This is a genomic window from Nonomuraea sp. NPDC050733 (assembly GCF_040654215.1).
Lineage (GTDB): Bacteria > Actinomycetota > Actinomycetes > Streptosporangiales > Streptosporangiaceae > Nonomuraea.
In genome coordinates this window covers 105,280-126,009 of sequence record NZ_JBFAHO010000021.1, presented here as the reverse complement: position 1 = coordinate 126,009, position 20,730 = coordinate 105,280, and the positions used below count along the sequence as shown (strand labels likewise).

The window sequence follows — 20,730 nt, the reverse complement described above, 5'->3', positions numbered from 1 at the left end:
CGAGGACAGACTCCGCGACGAGTCGCGGGAGCGGCGCGGTGAGGGCGGGCACGGACTCCGCTCGGGGTGGCGGGTTCGGGCGGCTGGTGCTGGCCGAGTGGACGAAGTTCCGCACGGTCCGCGGCTGGGTGGCCGGCATGGCCGCCGCCGCCCTGGTCACCGTGCTGCTCGGGCTGATGACGGCGACCGGCAGCCACACGTCGTGCGGCGGTCCCGACGACGCCTGCCCCGCCTCGCCGGTCGGACCGGGCGGCGAGGCGGTGACCGACCACTTCTTCTTCGCGCACCGGACGATCACCGGCGACGGCTCCGTCACCGCCCGAATCACGTCCATGACGGGCCAGGTACGGCTGCCCGACCTCCCCCAGGGCGTCCGGCGGGTCGAGGACCGGGTCGTGCCGTGGGCCAAGGCAGGGCTCATCATCAAGGACGGCGTCCGGCAGGGCTCCACGTACGCGGCCGTCATGGTGACGGGCAGTCACGGCGTGCGGATGCAGGACGACTTCACCCACGACACGGCCGGCCGGCCGGCCGGAGTGTCGGCGTCGTCGCCGCGCTGGCTGCGGCTGGTCCGCTCGGGTGAGGACATCACCGGGTACGAGTCCGCCGACGGCGAGCGGTGGACCAAGGTGGGGACGGCACGGCTCGCCGGGCTGCCGGCCACGGCCGAGATCGGGATGTTCGCCTCCTCGCCCGGCGACCTGACCGTGCAGCGGGCCGACTTCGGCGGCAGCATCGAGCAGGTCCGCTTCTCCGAGACCACCGCCGTGTTCGACCGGGTCGGCCTGTCGGGCCGCGTCGCGGGTGGGGCGTGGAGCGGCGACGACATCGGCGCCGCCAGGGAGCCCGGCGGGGCGATCCACCATCCGGGCGGCTTCCGGCAGTCCGGCGGCACGTACACCGTGGTCGGCGTCGGTGACATCGGGCCGGCCACCGACGGGCAGAGAGTCGAGAACACCCTGACCGGCGTGGTGGCCGCGCTCATCGTGGTGATCGTCGTGGCGGTCATGTCCGTCACGTCGGAGTACCGGCGCGGGCTCATCCGGACCACGCTGCTGGCGGTCCCGCGGCGTGGACGGGCGCTGGCGGCCAAGGCCGTCGTGATCGCCGCGGTGACCTTCGCCGCCGCTCTGTCGGCCACCGCCGTCACGGTGCCGCTGGGCACGAGCATCCTGCGCGACAACGGCAACGTCGTCCTGCCGGTGTCCTGGCTGACGCAGGTCCGGGTGGTGGCGGGTGTGGCGCTGCTGATGGCCGCCGCCGCAGTCCTGGCGCTCGCGCTCGGCGCGCTGTTCCGGCGCGGGACGGCGGCGATCACGGCCGCCGTCGTGGCCGTCGTGGTGCCGCATCTCCTGGCGACCGCGTCGATCCTGCCGGACGAGGCCACGCGGTGGCTGCTGCGGCTGACTCCGGCGGCCGGGTTCGCGATCCAGCAGAGCATCCCGGCCTACCCGCAGGTCCTGGCCAACTACGTGCCGTCGGCGGGCTACTACCCGCTCGCGCCGTGGGCCGGCCTGGCGGTGCTGTGCGGTTACGCCGTGCTCGCGCTCGCCCTGGCCGCCCACCGCCTGAACAGGAGGGACGCGTGAGCCGCGGACCGGTGGCCCGAGGAGGGTGGATGAGGCGCGAACTGCGGGCCGAGTGGACGAAGCTGCGCACCGAGACGGGCCCCGGCCGGCTGCTGCCGGCGCTGGTCGCCCTGACGGCGGCGGCGGGCGCCGGGGTGAGCGCGAGCGTGACCTGCGGCGCCGCCGGCTGCGGCCACGACACGGTCAAGCTGGCGCTCGCCGGGGTGCAGGTGGGGCAGGCGGTCGTCGCCGTGCTGGCCGTCCTGCTCGTCGGCGGCGAGTACGGCACCGGCATGATCCGCACCACCCTCACCGCGATGCCGCGCCGGGGCGCCGTGCTGGCCGCCAAGGCGGCCGTGCTGATCGGCGTGACGGTGCCCGCCGGAGCTCTCGCCGTGCTGGCCTCGCTGCTGGCCGGGCGGCTCATCCTGCCCGGGCGCGGCTTCACCGCCGGCAACGGCCACCCGCCGCTGTCGCTCGCCGACGGGCCGACGCTGCGCGCCGCCGCCGGGTCGGTCCTGTACCTGGCGCTGGTCGCGCTGCTGAGCCTGGGGATCGCGCTCGCCGTGCGGGACTCGGGGGCGGCCATCGGGGTGGTGCTCGGGCTGTTGTACGTGTCGGCGATCCTGCCGCTCATGGTCGCCGACCCGGACTGGCAGCTGGCGCTGTGGCGGCTGTCGCCGTCGAACGCCGGCATGTCCATCCAGGCCACCACGAACCTGGCGAGTCTGCCGCTCAGCCCGTGGGCGGGCCTCGGCGTGCTCGCCGCGTGGGCCGCCGCGGCGCTCGCGGGCGGCGGCGTGCTGCTGCGCGTACGAGACGCCTGACGCGCCCTGAGGGCTACTGGGGGCGGCGCCGTCAGGTGAGAGCGTCGATCCAGCGCTCCAGACGGTCGCCCTCGGTCTTCATCAGCGCCGGGTCGCGCAGGGTGTTGGTGAGCAGCGAGATGCCCTGGTAGGAGGAGAGCAGGGCGACGGCCAGCTCGCGGGCGTCGTCGCGGCCCAGGGCGGCGAACTGGCGCTCCATCCAGTCCAGCAGCTCCCGCATCAGCACGGCCACCGCCTGGTCCAGCCCGTCGGCCCGTTTGTCCAGCTCGGAGGCCAGCGTCCCGGTGGGGCAGCCGTAGCGGGCGGCGACGTCGCGCTGGTCCACCCAGCCGCGCACGAGCGCCTTGAGTCGCTCCGCCGGGCCGGGCATCCCGTCGAGCCGGTCGAGCAGGCCGCGCAGCGCCCCGGCGTGCGCGTCGATGGCGGCCTCGACGAGCTGGTCCTTGGTCTTGAAGTAGTAGTAGACGTTGCCGACGGGCACGTCCGCCTCGCGCGCGATGTCGGCCAGCGTCGTCTTCTCGACACCCTGCTCGTGCAGCACCTTGGCCGCCGCGCTCGCCAGGCGCTCCCGCTTGCCGCCACGGGCGCCCTTAACTGAGTTGGTCACCTGACTCACTATAGTCGCCGCTTCGGCGGGCCGTCGTCGCGAGCTCCCTCGTACACCCACTGCCCGTCGAGCCGGACGAACCGGCTGTGCTCCTCCATCGAGCCCTCGCGCCCGCGCTCCACGTAGTGGGCGCGGAAGCGGACGGTCCCCTCGGTGTGCAGGACCGTGCCCCGGCCGGTCTCCAGGATCTCCAGCCGCACCCACCGCACCCCGCGGTCCAGGTCGAGGCGCGCCGGCCGCGTGGCCGGATGCCAGGTGCGCAGCAGGTACGCCTCGTCGCCCACGCCGAACGCGGAGAACCGCGACCGCATGAGCAGCTCGGCCGTGGGCGCCGAGCCCTCGCCCCGGTGGAAGCGGCCGCAGCAGTCACGGTAGGGGGCGGGCAGGCCGCACGGGCAGCCGGCGGGTTCGCGACGGGACATGACCCCTATTGTGCCGGGACGGCGGGAACGAGAGCGCCGTCCGAGGGGGGCAGGCGAGTCGTCAGCTCCGTGAGCGTGGCGCCGAGCGGCGCGTCCAGCCGCAGCGCTGCCTCGGCGTCGCCGCGCGTCGGACCCTGGTTGACGATGGCGATCGGGATGCCCAGCTCGGCGGCCCGGCCGACGAATCGCAGCCCGGACCGCACCGCCAGCGACGACCCCAGCACCAGCAGCGCCCGCGCCCCCGCCACCAGCGCGAAGCACTCGTCCACCCGCGGCTTCGGCACGTTCTCGCCGAAGAACACCACGTCCGGCTTGAGCAGCCCGCCGCAGCCCGTGCAGTCCACCACCTGGAAGCCCGCGACCTGCTCGTCGGTGAGGTCGGCGTCGCCGTCGGGCTTGATCGCCGTCGCGGCGGCCTGCCAGCCGGGGTTGGCGCGGCGCAGGCGGCGGTCCAGCTCCATGCGGGGCGTGCGCTCCCGGCACGACAGGCACACCACCCGGTCGAGGCCGCCGTGCAGCTCGACCACCCGCCGTGCGCCGGCCGCCTGGTGCAGGCCGTCGACGTTCTGGGTGATGACGGCGTCGACCAGGCCGCGCCGTTCGAGGTCGGCCACCGCCCGGTGGCCGGAGTTGGGGGCGGCCCCGCCGATCCGCCGCCAGCCGACGTGGCTGCGCGCCCAGTAGCGGCGCCGGGCCTCGGCGCTGCCCACGAACCGCTGGTACGTCATGGGGTCGGCCCGCTGAGCCCGTCCCGTCGGCCCGCGGTAGTCGGGGATGCCCGACTCGGTGGACAGCCCCGCCCCGCTCAGCACCACCAGGCCGCCCCCGGCGACGAGTTCGGCCAGGGCGGCGAGCGGCGCCGTCTCGCGGTCCTCTGCGCTCACGGTCACCCGTCCATGGTGCCCGACGCGGGGGAGTGCCTCGGCGCAGGGGCCATAGGCGCACCGCGCCCTTCGGCGAGCGGGCTGCCCTCTACCCTAAGACTCCCTCGCTGGTGCTAGTTTAGGGAGTCATAGGGAGTTCAAGGGAAGGACGGCGATGGCGGAGCGGTACTACTCGGTGGAGCGTGTGGCCGAGCTGCTCGGCCTGCACGTCAAGACCGTGCGCGGCTACGTCCGCGACGGACGGCTCAGGGCCACCCGCATCGGCCGGCAGTACCGGATCGCCGCGGAGGACCTGGAGGCGTTCACCGGGCGACCGGCCACGACGCCCGCTCGCGGCGGACCCCACGCCGAGACGTCCGCCATCGTGCGGATCGACGGCATCGGCCGTGAGGCGGTCATCCGGCTGGTCAACACCGTCATGGCGGCGGCCGGGAGCCGTCCCCGCGACGGCGGCACGCTGCGCGTCGAGACCGTCTACGACGAGGAACGGGCCAGTCTCAAGGTCATCGTCCTGGGCGACCTCGACGGCACCGCCGAACTCCTCAAAATCATCAACCTGCTCGTGGACGAGGAGCCCTGATCCCGTTGCCTGACACCCTCCAGCATGTCGCCGGCACGCCCGTTCTCGTGTGCGCCGCCGACGGCGAGCCCCTGCGCGGCGAGCGCGAGGCGGTGGACCTCCTCGGGGAGGCGTTCTCCTGCCAGGCCACCTGGGTGGCGATCCCGGCCGAGCGGCTCGGGGAGGGCTTCTTCCGGCTGCGCACCCGCGTCGCCGGGGAGATCCTGCAGAAGTTCGCGAACTACCGGCTGGGCGTGGCCGTCGTCGGAGACATCTCCCACCACGTCGAGGCCAGCACCGCGCTGCGCGACTTCGTGGTGGAGAGCAACCGCGGCAGGCACGTCTGGTTCGTCCCCGACCTCGAGGCCCTGCGCGAACGGCTGGACCAGGCGTAGAACGGGTTCGGCGGAGCTAGGCGGTGGAGGGCGTGACGGGGGCGGCCAGCAGGCCGGTCAGCGCGTCGACCAGGGCGGTCGCCGTCTCCCGCCACACGGTCACCGGGTCGGCCGCCGGGTCCTCGTGCAGGGCGCGCTCCCGCTCGGCCAGCATGTGGACGACCAGTACCCGGCACATGTCGGTCCGCTGCCGGTGGACGGCTTCCGGCACCCCCGGCACCAGCCGGAACAGGTGCTCCACGATCGGCCCCACCGACGGCGTGGCGACCGCCTCCTCGATGACCACCGCCCGCATCGTCGGCTCCGTGTCGGCCTGCGCCAGGAAGCGGGCGTACCAGGTGGGGGCCGGCAGCGAGGCCAGGTGGTCGGTGGCCGGCCGTACCAGGCAGGACGCCCACTCCCGCACACCGGAGTCGTCGCCGACGGACTCCAGCATGCGCGCCCGCCGCTCCTCCATGCCGCCGTTGTGGCGGCGCAGGACGGCCCGCACCAGGTCGGTCTTGGTGCCGAAGTGGTAGCCGACGGCGTAGTTGTTGGACTGGCCGGCGGCCTCGCCGATCTGCCGGTTGGAGACCGCCGCGATGCCGTGCTCGGCGAACAGCCGCTCGGCCGCCACCAGGATCCGCTCGCGGGTGCCCGCCCCGCGCTCGGGCCTGCGCGTACGGGCCGTCGCGCCGGTGCTCGTCGTGCCCGCTGTGCTCACCACCGGACCGGGACCGCCCGCAACCCGCCGACCAGCAGCCCCTCGCGGGGCGCCAGCTCGGCCGCCGGGACCGCGAGCTCCAGGCCAGGCAGCCGCCGCAGCAGCACGTCGAGAACGGTCTGCAGCTCGGTGCGGGCCAGCGCCTGCCCGAGGCACGAGTGAGGGCCGACGCCGAAGGCGAGATGCGTGTTGGGAGAGCGGCGCAGGTCCATCTCGCCGGCGTGCTCGAAGGCCCGCTCGTCCCGGTTGGCCGAGGCCATGCTGCAGATCACCGTCGTGCCCGCGGGCAGCTTGCGGTCGGCCACCTCCACCTCCTCGGTCAGGTAGCGCGGCATCCCGAAGCCGGGGTTGGCGTCGAAGCGCAGCACCTCCTCCACCGCCGGCTGGACGAGCGACGGGTCGGCCAGCAGCGCCGCCCAGCGGGACCGGTCGGCCAGGAGCATCGCGGCCATCTTGCCGATCATGTTCGCGGTGGTCTCGTGGCCGGCCACCAGCAGGCCGCGGGCGGTGCCCACGAGCAGCGGCTCGGTCAGCCGCCCGTCGGCCGCGTCCACGATCCCGATGAGCTCGCTGAGCAGGTCGCCGCCCGGCTCGGCCCGCTTGGCGGCGACGTGCGCCGACAGGTACGCGTCGAACTCCGCCTGCGCCGCGTCGATCTCCTGCTGCTCGTACCGGGTCATGCTGAGCATGGTGTCCGACCAGTAGGAGAACCGGTCGCGGTCGGAGTCGGGCACGCCCAGCAGGTCGCAGATCACCCACACGGGCAGCGGGAACCCCAGCGCCGCGACCAGGTCGGCCGGCGACCCCTGCGCCACCATGGCGTCCACGAGCTGCCCGGCCATCTCCTCCATGCGCGGCCGCATCGCCAGCACGCGCTTGGCCGTGAACGCCCTGCCCACGAGGCGCCGCCACTGCATGTGCGCCTCGCCGCCCGCCGCGGAGGCCGTGTCGGAGCGGCCGAACACGCCACCGGACTCGTTGGCCGTCACGCGGGCGGCGTCGTCGGCGTCGAGCTGCCGGGTGAAGCGCGGGTCGGACAGCACCTGGCGGACGTCGTCGTAGCGGGTCAGCAGCAGCGCCTGGTCGCCACTGGCCAGCCGGATCGGCGCGACCGGGCAGCCGTCGCGCAGGCTCGCCCACTCGGGCGGCGGCTCCAGCGCGGAGGGGTTGCGGAAGGGGTAGTCCGGGACGACGTCGCTCACGGGTTCTCCTCGCTCGGGCCGACCCTCCTATCTAAGCCATGTGACTTAACTCCGTCAACCGAACCTCTCGTCTCGGAGCGGGCCGTCTCACGACGGGCCGTCTCACGACGGGCCGCCGAACCAGGTGCGCAGGGCGGCCTCCAGGAGGGCGGTGTCGGACGGCCTGCCGGGGACGCGGGCCCAAGCCACGGCTCCGTCGGGACGGACCAGCGCGGCCGCCAGCGAGGGGTGGCCGACGGACGTGACCTCGGCCACCTCCACCCGGTCCCGCCAGCGGGCCGCCACGCCGACCGCCGGGTCGCCCGCCGGAGCGGCCAGCAGAGGCCTCCCCCCGGTGGTCAGCCCGCTGAGGCTCACCTTCCGTCCGAAGTCCGCCTCGAGGGTGAGCGGGAGGTCCGGGACGTGCGTGCCGGTCAGCGGGTGGGCGTCCGGCGTCGCGTACGGGAAGGCGTACCGCGTCGCCAGCCCCGACAGCAGCCGGCCGAAGTAGCGGTTGACGTCCGGGAGGTCCATCAGGTCCGCGACGATGTCGCGCAACGCGTCCGTGTGCGGCCCCGGCAGCATCAGCGCCGACTGCGCACGCGTGTTGTGCAGCACGGCGGCCCCCGGAGGATGCCGCTCGGTGGTGTAGCTGTCGAGCAGCCCTTCCGGAGCGGTCCCGCGCACCTGGGCGGCCAGCTTCCAGCCGAGGTTGACCGCGTCCATGAGGCCGAGGTTCAGCCCCTGACCGCCGTTCGGGCTGTGGACGTGGGCGGCGTCACCGGCCAGCAGGACCCGGCCGAGCCGGTACGTCCCCGCCTGGCGGGCCTGGTCGGTGAAGCGCAGGGCGTCGTCCAGTCGGGTGATGGTCACCTCCGCGCCGGAGACGCGCCGGACACTGGCCCGCAGCTCCTCCACCGTCACGGGCCCCTCGTGACGCTCGTGGGCGTCGCCGAAGTCGAACGTGCCGATGCCGCCCGGGCCGTGGAGGAGCATGCCGCCCGGCAGGCGGCCCGGGGGCGGCAGCGCGCCGGGGTCGGCGACCTCGGCGTGCGCCTGGCGGGCCGTCATGAGCGGCGGCGTGCCGGGGAAGGCGAACCCGGCCAGCTTGCGCACGGTGCTGCGCCCGCCGTCGCATCCCACCACGTACGCCGCCCTGAGCCGCCGCTCGCCGTCCGGGGCGGCGACGGTGACGGTCACGCCGTCCTCGTCCTGGGCGAGCCCGGTCACGGTGTGCCCCCGGCGCACGGGCACGCCGAGCCCGGCGGCGTGATCGCCGAGAACGGTCTCCAGATCCGGCTGCCAGATCAGGATGCCGCGCCGGCCGGGCTCCTCCTGGAGCGACGGGTCGATCTTGTGGATCCACGCGAAATGGTCCTTGTCGCTGCCGTGCTCGCGCTGCTTCTGCGCGCCGCGCTCGGGCTGGTGCGCGCTCAGCCGCTCACCGAGCCCGCGCCGCCGCAGGGCCTCGGCGGCCAGCGGCCCGATCCCGCGCGACTTGCGCTGCCCCGACGGCTCGGCCAGCCGCTCCAGCACCAGCGGCTCGGCGCCGGCCAGGCGCAGCTCGGCCGCCAGGCTCAGGCCGACCGGCCCGGCTCCCACCACGATCACCTCGGCGTCCACGACGCCACCTCCTTAACTTGTTAAAGAGTCACCGTGCCTTTAACTTGTTAAAGTGCCAAGCCGGACGACAGGAGGGAGGCCGGCGCGCGTGCCGATCGACAAGGACACCGCGGCCCGGGCCGCGCTGCGGCTGCTGGACGAGGACGGGCTGGAGAAGCTGACCGTGCGGCGGGTCGCGTCGGTGCTCGACGTGCGGGCCCCGGCGCTGTACTGGCACTTCGCCGACAAGCGGGCGCTGCTCGACCAGATCGTGGACGTCATGCTCGCTCCCGCCGCCGCCGGGCTCGGCCGTCCGGGCCCCGGCGAGCCGTGGTGGCGGTGGCTGGAGGAGTCCCTCGGAGCGCTGCGGCAGGCGCTGCTCGCCCACCGCGACGGGGCGCGCGTGGCGGCCGGCGCGGTGGTCACGCGTGCCGTCGCGCTGGGGACGTTCGTCGAGCGGATCACCGAGGTGCTGCACGAGGCCGGCTTCGGGCTGCCGGACGCCTCCCGGGCCGCGGGGGCGCTCGTCCACTTCGTCGTCGGCCGCACCCTGGAGGAGCAGTCGCGGCCGGAGCCCGCGGACGAGGCGCGGGCGGTGGCGAGCGAGAGCTTCCCGTTCCCCGTGCTGGCCCGCGCGCTGCGCGAGCGCCACACGGCCGGCGCCACCCCGGACGAGGACTTCGCCTACAGCCTGACCATCATGCTGACCGGCCTGCGCACGCTGCATTCCGCGACATCCCGCGGCGGCGCGGGGGAGGGGTGACACCTGTCACGGGCGAACCCTGACAGGTGGCACAGGGTGCCCGGCACGTCACCGGCCAGGCTGGCCGCATGACATCCATTCCCCACGCGGTGGCCGCCTCCGGCCTCCGCAAGTCCTACGCCGGACGGCCCGCCGTCGCCGGGGTCGACCTGCTCGTGGCGCCCGGCGAGATGGTCGCGCTCCTCGGCCCGAACGGCGCCGGCAAGTCCACGACCGTCGACATGATGCTCGGCCTCACCACCCCCGACGCGGGCCAGGTCTCCCTGCTCGGCCGGCCGCCGCGCGAGGCCGTCGCCGGCGGCGCCGTCGGCGTGATGCTCCAGGAGGCGGCGCTGCCGGACGACGCCACCGTCCACGAGACCGTGGCGATGATCTGCTCGCTGCACCGCGCCCCCATGCCGGTGGAGCGGGCGCTGCGGCTCGCCGGGGTCGAGGACCTGGCCGGGCGGCGCGCGGCGGCGCTGTCCGGCGGGCAGCGGCAGCGGGTGCGGCTCGCCATGGCACTGGCCCCCGACCCCGGCCTGCTCGTGCTCGACGAGCCCACCTCCGCGATGGATGTGGCCGCCCGGCGCGCGTTCTGGCACTCCATGCGGGAGTACGCGCGGACCGGGCGCACCGTGCTGTTCGCCACCCACTACCTGGAGGAGGCCGAGGCGCACGCGGACCGCGTCGTGCTCATGCGCGCGGGCGCGATCGTGGCCGACGGGCCGGTGACCGCGGTCATGGCCCGCGTCGGCGGGCGCATCCTGCGCGCCACCGTGCCGGCCACCGTGCCGGCCACCGTGCCGGCCACCGTGCCGGGTGCCCAGCGGCAGGACCTGGCCGGTCTGCTGGCCGGTCTGCCAGGCGTCGCCGCCGCCGAGCTGGACGGCGAACGCGCCACACTGCGCTGCGCCGACTCCGACGCGGCGCTGCGCGCGCTGCTGGCCCGCTTCCCCGCCGCCCGGGACATCGAGGTGCGCGCACCCGGCCTCGAGGAGGCTTTCGTCCTGCTGACCGAAGAACCGGCGCGGCCTCGGCGGGCGCGCGTGAGAGGAGCGGTGTGATGAAGGCGGGATACCTGCGTTTCGAGGTCAGGCGCGTCCTGCGCGACCCCCGGTTCCTGGCCTTCTCGGTCGGGCTGCCGGTCGGCCTGTTCCTCCTCCTGTCGAACGTCTACCGGTCCCAGCAGATCCCGGCGGCGTACCTGATGGGCGGGCTGACCGCGTTCGGCGCGTTCAAGGCGGCGCTGGACACCGGCGCCCGCACCGCCGTCGAGCGCGGCGCCGGCTGGCAGCGCCAGCTCCGGCTGACCCCGCTGTCGGGCCTCGGCTACCTCCTGGCGAAGGGGACCGTGGCCATGCTGGTGGCGCTGCCGCCCGTGGCCGGGGTGTCGCTGGCGGCGGCGTTGACCGCCGGGGTGAGGCTGTCCGCCGCGGGCTGGGCGCTGGCCGTGCTGGGCGTGTGGGCGGGCACCGTGCCGTTCGCGCTGCTCGGGCTGCTCGTCGGCCAGGTGTCCACGCCGCGCGGCGTGCAGGCCTACCAGGGCGGCGCCCTGCTGCTGCTGAGCTTCGTCGGCGGGCTGCTGGTGCCGGTGAGCGCCTTCCCCGAGAGCCTGGCGGCCGTGGCCAGGGTGCTGCCGAGCTACTGGCTGGCCGAGATCAGTCACGGGGCGGCCCTGTCCGGCGGCGGCCGGGTGGGAGAGGCGGCGGCCGTCCTGGCGGCGTACACGATGGTGCTGGGCGTCGCCGTGGCGGCCCGGTACCGTCGCGACAGCGCACGCTCCTGACTTCCCCCGGCGAGGTGGACATCATGCTCCGGCAGCGACCCTTCGGGCTCACGGCGTGGCCCGCGTGGTCGCCGATCCGTCCCGGCCGGGGCCGGCGAGAGGCCCGCGGCCTGCTCGTGCTGGTCGCGTTCCTGATCTGGCCGTTGTGGGACCTGCTGGGGCGTGAGCACGCCGGGCCGCTCGCCGTCGCCCTCATGCTGGTGTACGGGGCGAGTTGGGTGACGGCCATGGCGTACGGCGTCGGCCGGCCGCCCAGGGAGCGGGTCGCGCTGCTCGCCTGGCTGCTGGTCCTCACCGTCGCCCTGACACTCGTCCGGCAGGACCAGGCCGGTCACGTCCCGCTCGGCGGGCTCGCGTACGCGCTGACGGCGGCGGTGTGGCTGCTGCCCGCCCTCTGGGGGCTGCTGGTGGCGGTGGCCGCCGCGGCGGCGCGGCTGCTGATCCTGTACGGCACGACGGGCGGGGCGGTGTGGGGTGCCGTGCCGTCCGTGCTCGCCGACACGCTCGCGCCCGTGGCCGTGGTGCTGCTCGTCCGGCTGCTCGTGCAGCTCGGCCAGGCGAACCAGGAGATCGAGGCGCTGGCGACCGCCGCCGAGCGGGCCCGGCTGGCCCGCGACCTGCACGACGTGCTGGGCCACAGCCTCACCGCGATCACCGCCAAGGCGGGGCTGGCCCGCCGCCTGCTGGAGCGCGGCGCCGGCCCGGAGCAGGCGCTGGCCGAGCTGCGCGACGTCGAGCGGCTCTCCCGGCAGGCGCACGCGGAGATCCGCGCCACCGTGTCGGGCGTGCGCAGGCCCTCGTTGACGGCGGAGCTGAGCGGGGTACGGGTGGCGCTGCGCGCCGCGGACATCGCGGCCGTCCTGCCGTCGAGCGTGGAGGAGGTGGCCGAGGACCTCCGGGAGCCGTTCGCGTACGTGCTGCGTGAGGGCGTCACCAACGTCATCCGGCACAGCGGCGCCACCCGTTGCGAGGTACGCCTGGACGCCTCCAGCCTGGAGATCCGCGACGACGGCCACGGCGGCGGCACCGGGGCGGGGACGGCGGGCAGCGGCCTGGCCGGGCTGGGCGAGCGGCTGCGGGTCGTCGGTGGGAGCCTGGAGGCGGGCCCGCTGCCGCAGGGCGGCTTCCGGCTGCGGGCGAGCCGTCCGTGAGCGGGTTCGCGGGGCGTGGTCAGGGTCGGCCGGAGGAGCGGACGTGATCAGGGTGGTGCTGGCCGACGACCAGGCGCTGGTGCGGGGCGCGCTGGCCTCGATGCTCGGCCTGGAGCCGGACATCGAGGTGGTGGCGCAGGCCGGCTCGGGCGAGGAGGCGCTGGAGGCCGTCGCGCGCACCCGCCCCGACGTCGCGCTGATCGACGTGCAGATGCCCGGCATGGACGGCCTGGACGTCACCGAGCGGGTGCGCGCGCTGGTGCCGTCGTGCCGGGTGGTGATCTGCACGACGTTCGGGCGGCCCGGCTACTTCGCCCGCGCCATGCGCAACGGCGCGTCGGGCTTCGTGGTGAAGGACTCCTCGCCGGAGCACCTGGTGGACACCGTCCGCCGGGTCCACGCGGGGCTGCGCGTGGTCGATCCGGCGCTGGCCGCCGAGTCGCTGGCCAGCGGCGCCAGCCCCCTGACCGCCCGGGAACGCGACGTGCTGCGCGAGGCCAGGCAGGGCGGCACGGTGTCGGAGATCGCCAGGGCGCTGCACCTGTCCAACGGGACCGTGCGCAACCACCTGTCGGCGGCCATCGGCAAGACCGGCGCCGCCACCAGGGCGGAGGCGGCGCTGATCGCCGAGGACCGCGGCTGGCTGTAGGGGGCGCCGGGCGGGGGCCAGGTGCGGCTACGTCGCGAAGGGCAGGTGCGGCTACGTCGCGGGGTCGGGGATCCAGCTTCCGTGGAAGCCGGCCGGGACGCGGCGCGGCAGCCGTACCGAGGCCGTACGGGACAGGTCGGCGGCGTCCAGGACCAGCAGCTCGGAGCCGTGCCCGGCCCGGTCGGACACGATCGACAGCAGCCAGCCCTCGTCCTCCGCGCGGGCGCCCTCGGCCGGGACGAACACCGCCTCCCCCGGCGCCAGGTCCGCGCCCAGGTCGAGCGCGGCCGAGGAGCCGGTGCGCAGGTCGTGCTTGACGATCGCGTCCCTGGCGACGGTGTAGAGGTAGCGGTGCGGGCGGCCGGTGCGGGTGTCGTCGTGGGTGGGGAACTCCACGGCCCGGTCGTCGATCGGCTCCTCCTTGACGGCGCCGGTGGCCGGGTCGAGGGTCCAGCGGTGCAGCCGGGCGTGCCCCGTGGCGGCCGCCGCGACCGGGGCTCCTCCGGTGCCCGGCGTGCCGCCGGAGGGCCCGCCGATGCTCGGCCAGAACGCGGTGAACTCCTCCGGCCGGTAGCGGACCCCGTCCACGACGACCCGCCCCGCCTCGTCCTCGTACGCGTTGCCCACGTGGAAGACGTAACAGGGGTCCACCTCGAACCAGCGCGCCGGGCCGCCGGCGCGCGGCATCACGCCGAGCCGCGCCCCGTAGCCGTCGTCCCAGCGGAACGGCATGCCCCCGCCCCGGCGCGCCAGCGCCATGTCGAAGACCACCGGCAGGTCCAGCCAGACCACGTGGTTCGCGGTGATGGCGAAGTCGTGCATCATCGTCGGGCCGGGCACCTCGACCTCGCGGCTCTCCACCAGCCGGCCGTCCGCCGACAGCCGGTGGTAGGTGAGGTACGGCGGGACGAGCCCGTACCCGAAGAACAGCAGTTCCCCGGTGACCGGGTCCTCCTTGGGGTGGGCGGTCATCCCGCTGGTCAGCAGCCCGCCGAAGTCGCGCGGGCCCACCGTGTCCAGCTCGGGCGTCAGCTCGTACGGGAGGCCGGTCTCGACCAGCGCGAGGATCCGCCCGGCGTGCGGGACGACGTGGGTGTTGGCCGGGACCGCCGCGTGGTCGAACGTGCCGTCGGCGCGCACGAACGGGGCGCCGTCCGTCAGCTCGGTGGTGCGCACCCAGCGGTTGCGGTACCACTCGGCGCGGCCGTCGCGCAGCCGCACGCCGTGGACCATGCCGGCCCCGGTGAACCAGTGAGCCGACGGGGTGCCCGGCAGCGGGTTCGGGCCGTTGCGGAAGTAGCGGCCGGTCAGCTCGGGCGGCAGCGCACCCTCGACCGGCAGCTCCGCAGCGTCGATCTCGTCGGGGACGGGAGCCATGTGGCCGTCGAGCCACAGGGACGGGGAGTCGTCGTTCGACTCGGACATGTGGGGGCTCCTCACAGGCTCGGCCGCGCGGCGGCGGTGGTGGCGGCCCTCGCGCGCTCACGCGCCTTGGCGGAGTAGCGCGCGGTGACCACGGCGGGCAGGGTGAAACCGGCGACCTTGCAGGCCACCAGCACGGCGGTGGCGTGCGGCGCCCAGTGCTGCACGCAGGCCAGCGCGATCGCGGTGACGGTGAAGCCGGCGGCCCAGGCCGTGGTGATGACCACGTTGACCCGGCGGAACCGCTCCGTGGCGGCGATCTCGGGGGCGACCTGGCGGCGGGCGATGCCCGCGGTGAACGGGCGGCCGGCGGCGAGGGTGCCCCACGCGGTGACGGCGAGCCAGGCGATGGCCAGCGACGCCCCGTAGCCCAGCACCGCCGAGCCGGGGACGGCGAAGGAGAGCGCGGTCAGCAGCGCCATGTAGACGGTGGTCGAGATCTCCAGGATGAGCGCGTCCCAGGCGATCCCGGAGCGCAGCCGGTCGAGGGCGAGCAGGACGAGCGCGGCCACGAGCCCGGTGATCGCCCCCGCGAGAGCACTGAAGTCGCTCACGATCGCCAGGGCGATCCAGGGCAGAAAGGTACGGGCGTAGTACTTCAGCATGACGCCGCCTCTCGGTGACATTCCAACTTAGACACGTCGAACGTAGACCTTCCGCTTTTGACATGTCAACTCAGGACGGTATGGTCTGAGGTATGAGTCTGCGGCATGCGGTGCTGGGCCTGATCGTGGAGCTTGACGGCGCGAGCGGGTACGACCTGATGAAGCTCTTCGAGATCTCGCTCGCCAACGTGTGGTCGGCGACCCAGAGTCAGCTGTACGGGGAGCTGGCCAAGCTCACGGCCGACGGCCTGATCGAGGTCGCCGCCGAGGGTCCGCGCGGCCGCAAGGAGTACCGGGCGACCGACTCCGGCCGCGAGGAGCTGCGCCGGTGGCTGGTCGAGGAGGAGCCCAAGCCGGCGCAGCGCGACGGCACGCTCCTGCGCGTCTTCTTCCTCGGCCAGCTCGAACCCGAGCAGGCCCGCGCCTACCTGCGCGACCGCGCCGCCCTGATGGGGGAGCGGCGCGACGAGCTGGCCGCGCTCCAGGAGCAGGTGCCGTGGGGCGAGGACAACCTGTCGTTCTACGGGCGGCTGACCATGGAGTACGGCCGGCGTTTCTTCGCCATGCGCAAGGAGTGGTCCGAGTGGGCCGAGGCCGAGCTGGCCCGGCTGCCCGCCCCCGGCGATCGCTCCGGGCGGGGCGACACCGACGCGCCGCCTGCCACAGACCGCGCCCAGCCGTAGGGAGTGTCCCGTGGATCATTGAACCGGGTCACGAAGCCAGATCCTGATCGAGGCGACGTCGAGGGTGCCCTGGTAGATGCGCTCACGCTTGTCGGTGCGAAGGGCCATTGCACGGTAGCCCTTCAACTTGTCGATGCACCGCTCGGCGGTGTTGCGCTCCTTGTACCGCTCGGCGTCGAACCCAGGCGGTGCGCCCGGGACGTTTGCGGGGACGGCCCAGCCCGCGGCGCTGGATGCGCACACCCTCCAGCACACGCCGGAAGTACGGACCGTCGCCATGCTGGCCGGGGCTGATGATCCGGGCGATCGGACGGCAACGCCGGTCGGCGACCAGGTGCATCTTCGTGCTCAGCCCGCCACGCGAACGGCCCAGCGTCTCCCGCCCCTTCACCGGTTTGTGATCTACGCCGTCCCCTTTGACGGGGAATCGGCCGGCGGCCGGCGGCGGGCTCCGGCGGCATGCTGATGGGCACGCACCACGGTGGAGTCCACACTCACCGTCCAGCCATCGCCTTCGGCCTTGTCACATCCGGCCCGCAGCCCGTCCAGGATCTTCTCCCAGGTACCGTCCATCGACCAGCGACGATGCCGGTTACAAACGGTCTTCCAGTTCCCATAGCAGAACGGCAGGTCACGCCATAATGTTGGTCCGGACCCGGAAGAACACCCCGTAATGACGATTCAGGCGATCTTCCACCGGACTGATCTACACCAAACCGCCACTAAAGATCCACGGGGCACGCCCTAGTGCCTCCTCGTCTGTCACCGGAACGCCGCGGCGTTCCGGGCCGCCCAGTCAGCATAGGTGTGCGGAGCACTGCCAGTCAGCTCCTGCACGACCGGCGACACATCCGCAGCCCTGCCGACGAACGAGGCAAACAGCGTGAGCATCGAGTCCACGACCACTGCGGGGGTTTGCTTGATCATCTGTTCACGGGCCTGTTCGGGGGACAGCTCCTCGAGGCGCAGGTCGCGGCCGAGGACCTCGCCGAGGATCCGTACCCGCTCTGCCGTCGTCAGCGAGGCGGGCCCGGTCAACTCATATGCCTTGCCCGCGTGCCCGTCGTCGAGCAGCGTCCGCGCGGCCACCGCGGCGATGTCGCGCTCGTCGATCGGCGCGGTCGCGGCTTCGGCGAAGGGAGCGCGCACCACGCCGCCGTTCTTGACGCCGGGCGCCCACCGCAGGTCGTTCGCCATGAACGCGCCAGGGCGCAGGAAGGTCCAGGGCAGCCCTGACCTGGCCACGGCCTGCTCGTACTCGGCGTGGACGCTGCCGAACACACCCGCCTGCTTCATGGTCACCGCCAGCGCGGACAGCAGCACCACGTGCCCGAGGCCTGCTTTCGTGGCCTCGCGCAGGAAGCCGTGCACCTGACCGGTGGCCGGGAACAGGAACGCGCGGTCCGCTCCCTGCAGTGCGGCACGCAGGTCCTCCGCCTGGGACATGTCGGCTCTGATCACCTCCACGCCGTCGGGCAGGCCGGCCCGCTCGGGGTTCCGGCTGATCGCTCGGACCTGCTCGCCCGCCTGGAGCAGCAGGTTCACTAGATGACGGCCGACGTTACCCGTCGCCCCTGTCACCAGTATCATTTGGACCTCACTTCGGATATCCGAACTGTTTGGATATGCGGACTGTATCCTGAGGCCGTGATGGATGACGCCCCGCCCCCTCGACTGCCACGACCGGAGGAGGTCAAAGAAGCCCTTGGCTTCGTACCCCTGGTGGAGGCCTATTTCCGGCGAGCACAGGCCGAGATGCCGGACAAGCTACGGGAGATCTTCCGCAGCCACCGGCTAACCGCCAGGCACGGCGCGGTCATTCCACAGTTGACGGTCGAACCGTCACTAAGCGTGAGCGAACTGGCCGACAGGATGGGCATGTCGCTGACGACCGCGAGCGAGCTCGTGGGCGACCTCAGCCGGGCCGGCCTGGTCGAGCGCCGGGAGGATCCGGCCAATCGCCGCCGCACCCTGGTGTCGCTGGTTCCTCACCATCGGGCCATGGTCGAGGGATTCGTCGCCCTCCGTGCCGCACCTCTGCTGCGCGTCCTGGACAACCTCTCGCCTTCGGACAGGCAGGGATTCGTGGTGGGGCTGACCGCGTGGGCCTGCGAGGTGCGGAACTGGTGACGTACGGCTGAGGCGGTGCGCCGCCGGATCGACGCCGCGACCGGGACCATGTTCATCGGCCAGGGCGTCACCCTCGCCGTCGAACGCTGACCCACGTGGCCGCCGCCGGCCGCACCGCCCCGAACTCCAGGCCAAGTCCTGCGGCTGTGACCTGCGGCGTCGGCTGGCGTGTTGACCTGTACCTCAGGGTACGGGTTTAGGGTTCCGGGCATGCGAGTGGGCGAGTTGGCGCGGCGTACCGGTGTCACGGTGCGCGCGTTGCGCTACTACGAGGCGGTCGGCTTGGTCGTCCCGCGCCGCGGTGCCAATGGCTACCGGGAGTACGACCCGATCGCGGTGCGGCTGGTGGAGCAGATTAGGTCGCTGATGGTGTTGGGCCTTTCTGTGGAGGAGACGCGGCCGTTCGTCGAATGCCTGGTCAGCGGCGCCGACTCCGGTGATGTGTGCCCGGCATCGCTGGCGACCTACCGGCGGGCCGTCGACCAGTTGGAGCAGCGCATCATGCAGCTCGCCGAACAGCGTGACGTGCTACGCGCCCAGCTCGACGCGGCCGCGCAGCGCGGGATGCGGCCGCAGCCGGGTTCGCGGCGGGCCGTCGCAGCCGTGGATCCGGCCGGGCTGATCGGGGCTGAGCTGCCGGAGCTGGAGTTCATGGCCACCGACGGCAGCCGGGTCCGCGTGCAGGCCCTCGGCCGGGGGTGCAGCGTGCTGTTCGTGTATCCGCTGACCGGGCGGCCTGGCGTGGACCTGCCGGAGGGATGGGAGACGATCCCGGGCGCGCGCGGCTGCACCGAGCAGGCGTGCGGGTTCCGCGACCATCACGCCGACCTGCTGAAGGCTGGTGCGGCGCGGGTCTACGGGCTGTCGGCGCAGTCGAGCGGGTATCAGCGGGAGGTGGCGTATCGGCTGCGGCTGCCGTACCCGCTGCTGGCCGACCCGCGCCTGACGCTGGGTGCCGCTCTCGGCCTTCCCACGTTCGACGCCGGCGGGATGACGCTGTACCGCCGGCTGACCCTCATCGTGGCCGACGGCCGGGTGGAGCAAGTGTTCTATCCCGTAGAGGATCCGGGCGGCCACGCCGAACAGGTCGTGCGGTGGCTGGCCGGACATCGGATCTGAAGGCGGGTGAACGTTGGCAGTGGTGCAGTCTCTCCTGGCGGCGGTGGCGGTCCTCGCCCTGTTGACCGTGGTGCCAGGGCCGGACATGGCGGTGGTGAGCAGCAGTGCGCTGAGCGGCGGTCGCCGAGCGGCGATCCAGGCAGCGGCCGGGGTGGTGACGGGGTTGCTGGTCTGGGGGATGCTCGCGGTCGTCGGCCTGGCCGCGGTGCTGGCCGCCTCGACGCAGGCTTACACGGTGGTCAGGATCGCGGGCGCGGTGTACCTGGTGGTGCTCGGCTTGCAGGCGTGGTGGCGCAGCCGCAAGGGCACGGTGGCAACGTCCGAGCGTACGCGCTCGAGCCTGGCTGCGGGCTGGCGGGCCGGGCTGGTGACCAATCTGCTCAACCCCAAGATCGCCGTGTTCTACACCAGCCTGCTGCCGCAACTGATCCCGGCCGACGCGCCCGCGACCGTGACCACGGCAGGACTGGTGCTCACCCACGGGATGCTGTCGCTGGCCTGGCTCACCACGTATGCCCTGCTGCTGGACCGCTTCCGACCAGTGCTGAACCGGCCGCGGATCCGGCGGTTGCTGGAGCGGGTGACCGGCACCGTACTGATCGGCTTCGGGCTACGGCTGGCAACGGAGGGCCGGTGAGCACGATCCGGCGCCTGTACTCCTGCCCCTGCCAGGACACGCCGGGCCGAGCGGAACCATCGCCTCTTCCGGTGGGCCAGGTCGTCGAGCTGGCGCGGTATCCGGTGAAGTCCCTGGGCGGTGAGCGGCTGACGGATGCGCGCTTCACTGCCGGCGGCGTGGCGGGGGACCGAAGCTGGGCGGTCTACACCGCGGACGGCGGGATCGGCAGCGGCAAGGCCACCCGCCGCTTCCGCCGCATCGACGGTCTGCTCGCCCTGCGCGCCCGCCTGGACGAGCCCTCCGCCGCTACCCCTCTAGGAGACGGTGAGGTGCCGTTGGTCGTCTTCTCGGACGGGCGAGAACATCGTGCCGATGACCCGGCAGCGGATCGGCTGCTCAGCACGCTGGTGGGCCGGCCCCTGCACCTGCGTCGGCAGTCCTCCGTGCCGCACCACGACGAGGCCCCGGTTCATCTCGTCACCACGGCCGCGGTGCGCATGCTGGAGCAATTGCTCGGCGAACCCGTCGATGTCGCCCGCTTCCGCGCGAACATCGTGCTGGAGACGGAGGGCGTCGGCTTCGTCGAGGACGACTGGCAGGGCCGCCATCTCACCATCGGCGACCAGGTTGAGCTGTGTCTCGGGCCGGGCATGCCGCGCTGCGTCATGGTCGGCATAGCCCAGCCCACCGAGGGGCTGGGACCGGACGTGCGGCTCCTCAAGCTGCTCGGACACGCCCACCAGGTACGGTTCGGCCTGCAGGCCGGCGTCGTGCGCGGCGGCACCGTCCAGCGGGGAGACCTCGTGGTTCTCCGCTAGAGGAGGCGCTAGGGTCTACCCGTAGATCTTGACCGCCTGGCGGTCACCCTCCGATGAAGCTCACTGTTTCCGTCATGTCCGCGCGCCCGGTACGCAGCCCAGCCCGCGGCGCTGGATGCGCACACCCTCAGCACACGCCGGAAGTACGGACTGTCGCCATGCTGGCCAGGGCTGATGATCCGGGCGATCGGACGGCAACGCCGGTCGGCGACCAGGTGCATCTTCGTGCTCAGCCCGCCACGCGAACGGCCCAGC

General features: G+C 73.6%; 25 protein-coding genes and 1 pseudogene. 14 read left to right on the top strand and 12 right to left on the bottom strand.

Annotation, left to right across the window (positions count from 1 at the left end):
• The first annotated feature begins 38 nt into the window (after positions 1-38).
• Together AB0H64_RS28225 and AB0H64_RS28220 are read left to right on the top strand one after the other, a co-directional pair.
• Complete coding sequence (locus AB0H64_RS28225) at positions 39-1,589, top strand: hypothetical protein (protein WP_357630318.1); 1,551 nt, start codon at positions 39-41, stop codon at positions 1,587-1,589.
• Between the two features lie 29 nt (positions 1,590-1,618).
• Positions 1,619-2,395 carry an ABC transporter permease gene (locus AB0H64_RS28220; RefSeq protein WP_357630316.1) on the top strand — a complete coding sequence of 259 codons (777 nt, stop codon included), beginning with the start codon at positions 1,619-1,621 and terminating at the stop codon, positions 2,393-2,395.
• 31 nt (positions 2,396-2,426) lie between these two features.
• On the opposite strand, the gene AB0H64_RS28215 is transcribed toward AB0H64_RS28220, so the two are convergent.
• From AB0H64_RS28215 to AB0H64_RS28205, 3 genes are read right to left on the bottom strand one after another with little or no spacing between them, the layout of a single operon-like run.
• A complete protein-coding gene (locus tag AB0H64_RS28215) occupies positions 2,427-3,002 on the bottom strand; it encodes a TetR/AcrR family transcriptional regulator (RefSeq protein ID WP_357630313.1) in 576 nt (191 codons plus the stop codon).
• Between the two features lie 8 nt (positions 3,003-3,010).
• Positions 3,011-3,424 carry a YchJ family metal-binding protein gene (locus AB0H64_RS28210; RefSeq protein WP_357630311.1) on the bottom strand — a complete coding sequence of 138 codons (414 nt, stop codon included), beginning with the start codon at positions 3,422-3,424 and terminating at the stop codon, positions 3,011-3,013.
• A 5-nt stretch (positions 3,425-3,429) separates the two neighbouring features.
• Positions 3,430-4,314, bottom strand: coding sequence for an NAD-dependent protein deacetylase (locus AB0H64_RS28205; protein ID WP_357630308.1), 885 nt, complete (start codon positions 4,312-4,314; stop codon positions 3,430-3,432).
• A 148-nt stretch (positions 4,315-4,462) separates the two neighbouring features.
• Here AB0H64_RS28205 and AB0H64_RS28200 point away from each other — a divergent pair, with 148 nt between their 5' ends.
• Both AB0H64_RS28200 and AB0H64_RS28195 read left to right on the top strand, forming a co-directional pair.
• The gene (locus AB0H64_RS28200; protein WP_357630305.1) at positions 4,463-4,888 is read left to right on the top strand and encodes a helix-turn-helix domain-containing protein; all 426 of its coding nucleotides are present in this window, start codon (positions 4,463-4,465) and stop codon (positions 4,886-4,888) included.
• 5 nt (positions 4,889-4,893) lie between these two features.
• Positions 4,894-5,262 carry a DUF4180 domain-containing protein gene (locus tag AB0H64_RS28195; protein WP_357630304.1) on the top strand — a complete coding sequence of 123 codons (369 nt, stop codon included), beginning with the start codon at positions 4,894-4,896 and terminating at the stop codon, positions 5,260-5,262.
• A gap of 16 nt (positions 5,263-5,278) precedes the next feature.
• Here AB0H64_RS28195 and AB0H64_RS28190 read toward each other — a convergent pair whose 3' ends face one another.
• The 3 genes from AB0H64_RS28190 to AB0H64_RS28180 form a co-directional block, all read right to left on the bottom strand.
• Positions 5,279-5,965 carry a TetR family transcriptional regulator gene (locus AB0H64_RS28190; RefSeq protein WP_357630302.1) on the bottom strand — a complete coding sequence of 229 codons (687 nt, stop codon included), beginning with the start codon at positions 5,963-5,965 and terminating at the stop codon, positions 5,279-5,281.
• A complete protein-coding gene (locus tag AB0H64_RS28185; RefSeq protein WP_357630299.1) occupies positions 5,962-7,167 on the bottom strand; it encodes a cytochrome P450 in 1,206 nt (401 codons plus the stop codon). The genes AB0H64_RS28190 and AB0H64_RS28185 overlap by 4 nt, the downstream gene beginning before the upstream one ends.
• 102 nt (positions 7,168-7,269) lie before the next feature.
• Entirely contained in the window at positions 7,270-8,769 is a 1,500-nt protein-coding gene (locus AB0H64_RS28180) for an FAD-dependent monooxygenase (RefSeq protein WP_357630297.1), read from the bottom strand.
• An 88-nt stretch (positions 8,770-8,857) separates the two neighbouring features.
• Between AB0H64_RS28180 and AB0H64_RS28175 the strand changes: the two genes are divergently transcribed.
• The 5 genes from AB0H64_RS28175 to AB0H64_RS28155 all read left to right on the top strand — a co-directional run bounded on the left by AB0H64_RS28175 (position 8,858) and on the right by AB0H64_RS28155 (position 13,079).
• Positions 8,858-9,511, top strand: a complete 654-nt coding sequence (locus AB0H64_RS28175; protein ID WP_357630294.1) for a TetR/AcrR family transcriptional regulator C-terminal domain-containing protein — start codon at positions 8,858-8,860, stop codon at positions 9,509-9,511.
• A 68-nt stretch (positions 9,512-9,579) separates the two neighbouring features.
• Complete coding sequence (locus AB0H64_RS28170) at positions 9,580-10,557, top strand: ABC transporter ATP-binding protein (protein WP_357630291.1); 978 nt, start codon at positions 9,580-9,582, stop codon at positions 10,555-10,557.
• Positions 10,557-11,279, top strand: a complete 723-nt coding sequence (locus tag AB0H64_RS28165; RefSeq protein WP_357630288.1) for an ABC transporter permease — start codon at positions 10,557-10,559, stop codon at positions 11,277-11,279. Before AB0H64_RS28170 ends, AB0H64_RS28165 begins: the two co-directional genes overlap by 1 nt.
• 23 nt (positions 11,280-11,302) lie before the next feature.
• Entirely contained in the window at positions 11,303-12,430 is a 1,128-nt protein-coding gene (locus tag AB0H64_RS28160) for a histidine kinase (protein WP_357630285.1), read from the top strand.
• Positions 12,431-12,473: 43 nt separating this feature from the next.
• Complete coding sequence (locus tag AB0H64_RS28155; RefSeq protein WP_357630282.1) at positions 12,474-13,079, top strand: response regulator transcription factor; 606 nt, start codon at positions 12,474-12,476, stop codon at positions 13,077-13,079.
• Between the two features lie 51 nt (positions 13,080-13,130).
• Here the strand turns inward: AB0H64_RS28155 and AB0H64_RS28150 are convergent, their stop codons facing one another.
• Both AB0H64_RS28150 and AB0H64_RS28145 read right to left on the bottom strand, forming a co-directional pair.
• Positions 13,131-14,504 carry a carotenoid oxygenase family protein gene (locus tag AB0H64_RS28150; protein WP_357630279.1) on the bottom strand — a complete coding sequence of 458 codons (1,374 nt, stop codon included), beginning with the start codon at positions 14,502-14,504 and terminating at the stop codon, positions 13,131-13,133.
• Positions 14,505-14,515: 11 nt separating this feature from the next.
• Complete coding sequence (locus AB0H64_RS28145) at positions 14,516-15,106, bottom strand: hypothetical protein (RefSeq protein WP_357630276.1); 591 nt, start codon at positions 15,104-15,106, stop codon at positions 14,516-14,518.
• Between the two features lie 92 nt (positions 15,107-15,198).
• Between AB0H64_RS28145 and AB0H64_RS28140 the strand changes: the two genes are divergently transcribed.
• The gene (locus AB0H64_RS28140; RefSeq protein WP_357630273.1) at positions 15,199-15,789 is read left to right on the top strand and encodes a PadR family transcriptional regulator; all 591 of its coding nucleotides are present in this window, start codon (positions 15,199-15,201) and stop codon (positions 15,787-15,789) included.
• A 15-nt stretch (positions 15,790-15,804) separates the two neighbouring features.
• Here the strand turns inward: AB0H64_RS28140 and AB0H64_RS28135 are convergent, their stop codons facing one another.
• From AB0H64_RS28135 to AB0H64_RS28125, 3 genes are all read right to left on the bottom strand, one after another.
• A complete protein-coding gene (locus AB0H64_RS28135; RefSeq protein ID WP_357630271.1) occupies positions 15,805-16,068 on the bottom strand; it encodes a hypothetical protein in 264 nt (87 codons plus the stop codon).
• Between the two features lie 123 nt (positions 16,069-16,191).
• Positions 16,192-16,419: a hypothetical protein gene (locus AB0H64_RS28130; RefSeq protein WP_357630368.1), complete on the bottom strand. Its 228-nt coding sequence runs from the start codon at positions 16,417-16,419 to the stop codon at positions 16,192-16,194.
• 132 nt (positions 16,420-16,551) lie between these two features.
• Positions 16,552-17,379: an SDR family oxidoreductase gene (locus AB0H64_RS28125; RefSeq protein WP_357630268.1), complete on the bottom strand. Its 828-nt coding sequence runs from the start codon at positions 17,377-17,379 to the stop codon at positions 16,552-16,554.
• A gap of 60 nt (positions 17,380-17,439) precedes the next feature.
• Between AB0H64_RS28125 and AB0H64_RS28120 the strand changes: the two genes are divergently transcribed.
• The 4 genes from AB0H64_RS28120 to AB0H64_RS28105 all read left to right on the top strand — a co-directional run bounded on the left by AB0H64_RS28120 (position 17,440) and on the right by AB0H64_RS28105 (position 20,475).
• A complete protein-coding gene (locus AB0H64_RS28120) occupies positions 17,440-17,919 on the top strand; it encodes a MarR family transcriptional regulator (protein WP_357630366.1) in 480 nt (159 codons plus the stop codon).
• A 210-nt stretch (positions 17,920-18,129) separates the two neighbouring features.
• Positions 18,130-19,038, top strand: coding sequence for a MerR family transcriptional regulator (locus AB0H64_RS28115; protein WP_357630266.1), 909 nt, complete (start codon positions 18,130-18,132; stop codon positions 19,036-19,038).
• A gap of 22 nt (positions 19,039-19,060) precedes the next feature.
• Positions 19,061-19,675 carry a LysE family translocator gene (locus tag AB0H64_RS28110; RefSeq protein ID WP_357630263.1) on the top strand — a complete coding sequence of 205 codons (615 nt, stop codon included), beginning with the start codon at positions 19,061-19,063 and terminating at the stop codon, positions 19,673-19,675.
• A 71-nt stretch (positions 19,676-19,746) separates the two neighbouring features.
• The gene (locus tag AB0H64_RS28105; RefSeq protein ID WP_357630260.1) at positions 19,747-20,475 is read left to right on the top strand and encodes an MOSC domain-containing protein; all 729 of its coding nucleotides are present in this window, start codon (positions 19,747-19,749) and stop codon (positions 20,473-20,475) included.
• 140 nt (positions 20,476-20,615) lie between these two features.
• Here AB0H64_RS28105 and AB0H64_RS28100 read toward each other — a convergent pair.
• Positions 20,616-20,729 (bottom strand): annotated as a pseudogene (locus AB0H64_RS28100) (IS5/IS1182 family transposase); the annotation flags it as partial.
• Position 20,730: the final 1 nt, after the last annotated feature.

Coding starts and splice junctions, on each gene's coding strand:
- AB0H64_RS28220 (WP_357630316.1), top strand. CDS start 1,619: ATGAGGCGCGAACTGCGGGCCGAGTGGACGAAGCTGCGCACCGAGACG.
- AB0H64_RS28210 (WP_357630311.1), bottom strand. CDS start 3,424: ATGTCCCGTCGCGAACCCGCCGGCTGCCCGTGCGGCCTGCCCGCCCCC.
- AB0H64_RS28200 (WP_357630305.1), top strand. CDS start 4,463: ATGGCGGAGCGGTACTACTCGGTGGAGCGTGTGGCCGAGCTGCTCGGC.
- AB0H64_RS28170 (WP_357630291.1), top strand. CDS start 9,580: ATGACATCCATTCCCCACGCGGTGGCCGCCTCCGGCCTCCGCAAGTCC.
- AB0H64_RS28165 (WP_357630288.1), top strand. CDS start 10,557: ATGAAGGCGGGATACCTGCGTTTCGAGGTCAGGCGCGTCCTGCGCGAC.
- AB0H64_RS28160 (WP_357630285.1), top strand. CDS start 11,303: ATGCTCCGGCAGCGACCCTTCGGGCTCACGGCGTGGCCCGCGTGGTCG.
- AB0H64_RS28150 (WP_357630279.1), bottom strand. CDS start 14,504: ATGTCCGAGTCGAACGACGACTCCCCGTCCCTGTGGCTCGACGGCCAC.
- AB0H64_RS28145 (WP_357630276.1), bottom strand. CDS start 15,106: ATGCTGAAGTACTACGCCCGTACCTTTCTGCCCTGGATCGCCCTGGCG.
- AB0H64_RS28140 (WP_357630273.1), top strand. CDS start 15,199: ATGAGTCTGCGGCATGCGGTGCTGGGCCTGATCGTGGAGCTTGACGGC.
- AB0H64_RS28135 (WP_357630271.1), bottom strand. CDS start 16,068: ATGGCGACGGTCCGTACTTCCGGCGTGTGCTGGAGGGTGTGCGCATCC.
- AB0H64_RS28125 (WP_357630268.1), bottom strand. CDS start 17,379: ATGATACTGGTGACAGGGGCGACGGGTAACGTCGGCCGTCATCTAGTG.
- AB0H64_RS28120 (WP_357630366.1), top strand. CDS start 17,440: ATGGATGACGCCCCGCCCCCTCGACTGCCACGACCGGAGGAGGTCAAA.
- AB0H64_RS28115 (WP_357630266.1), top strand. CDS start 18,130: ATGCGAGTGGGCGAGTTGGCGCGGCGTACCGGTGTCACGGTGCGCGCG.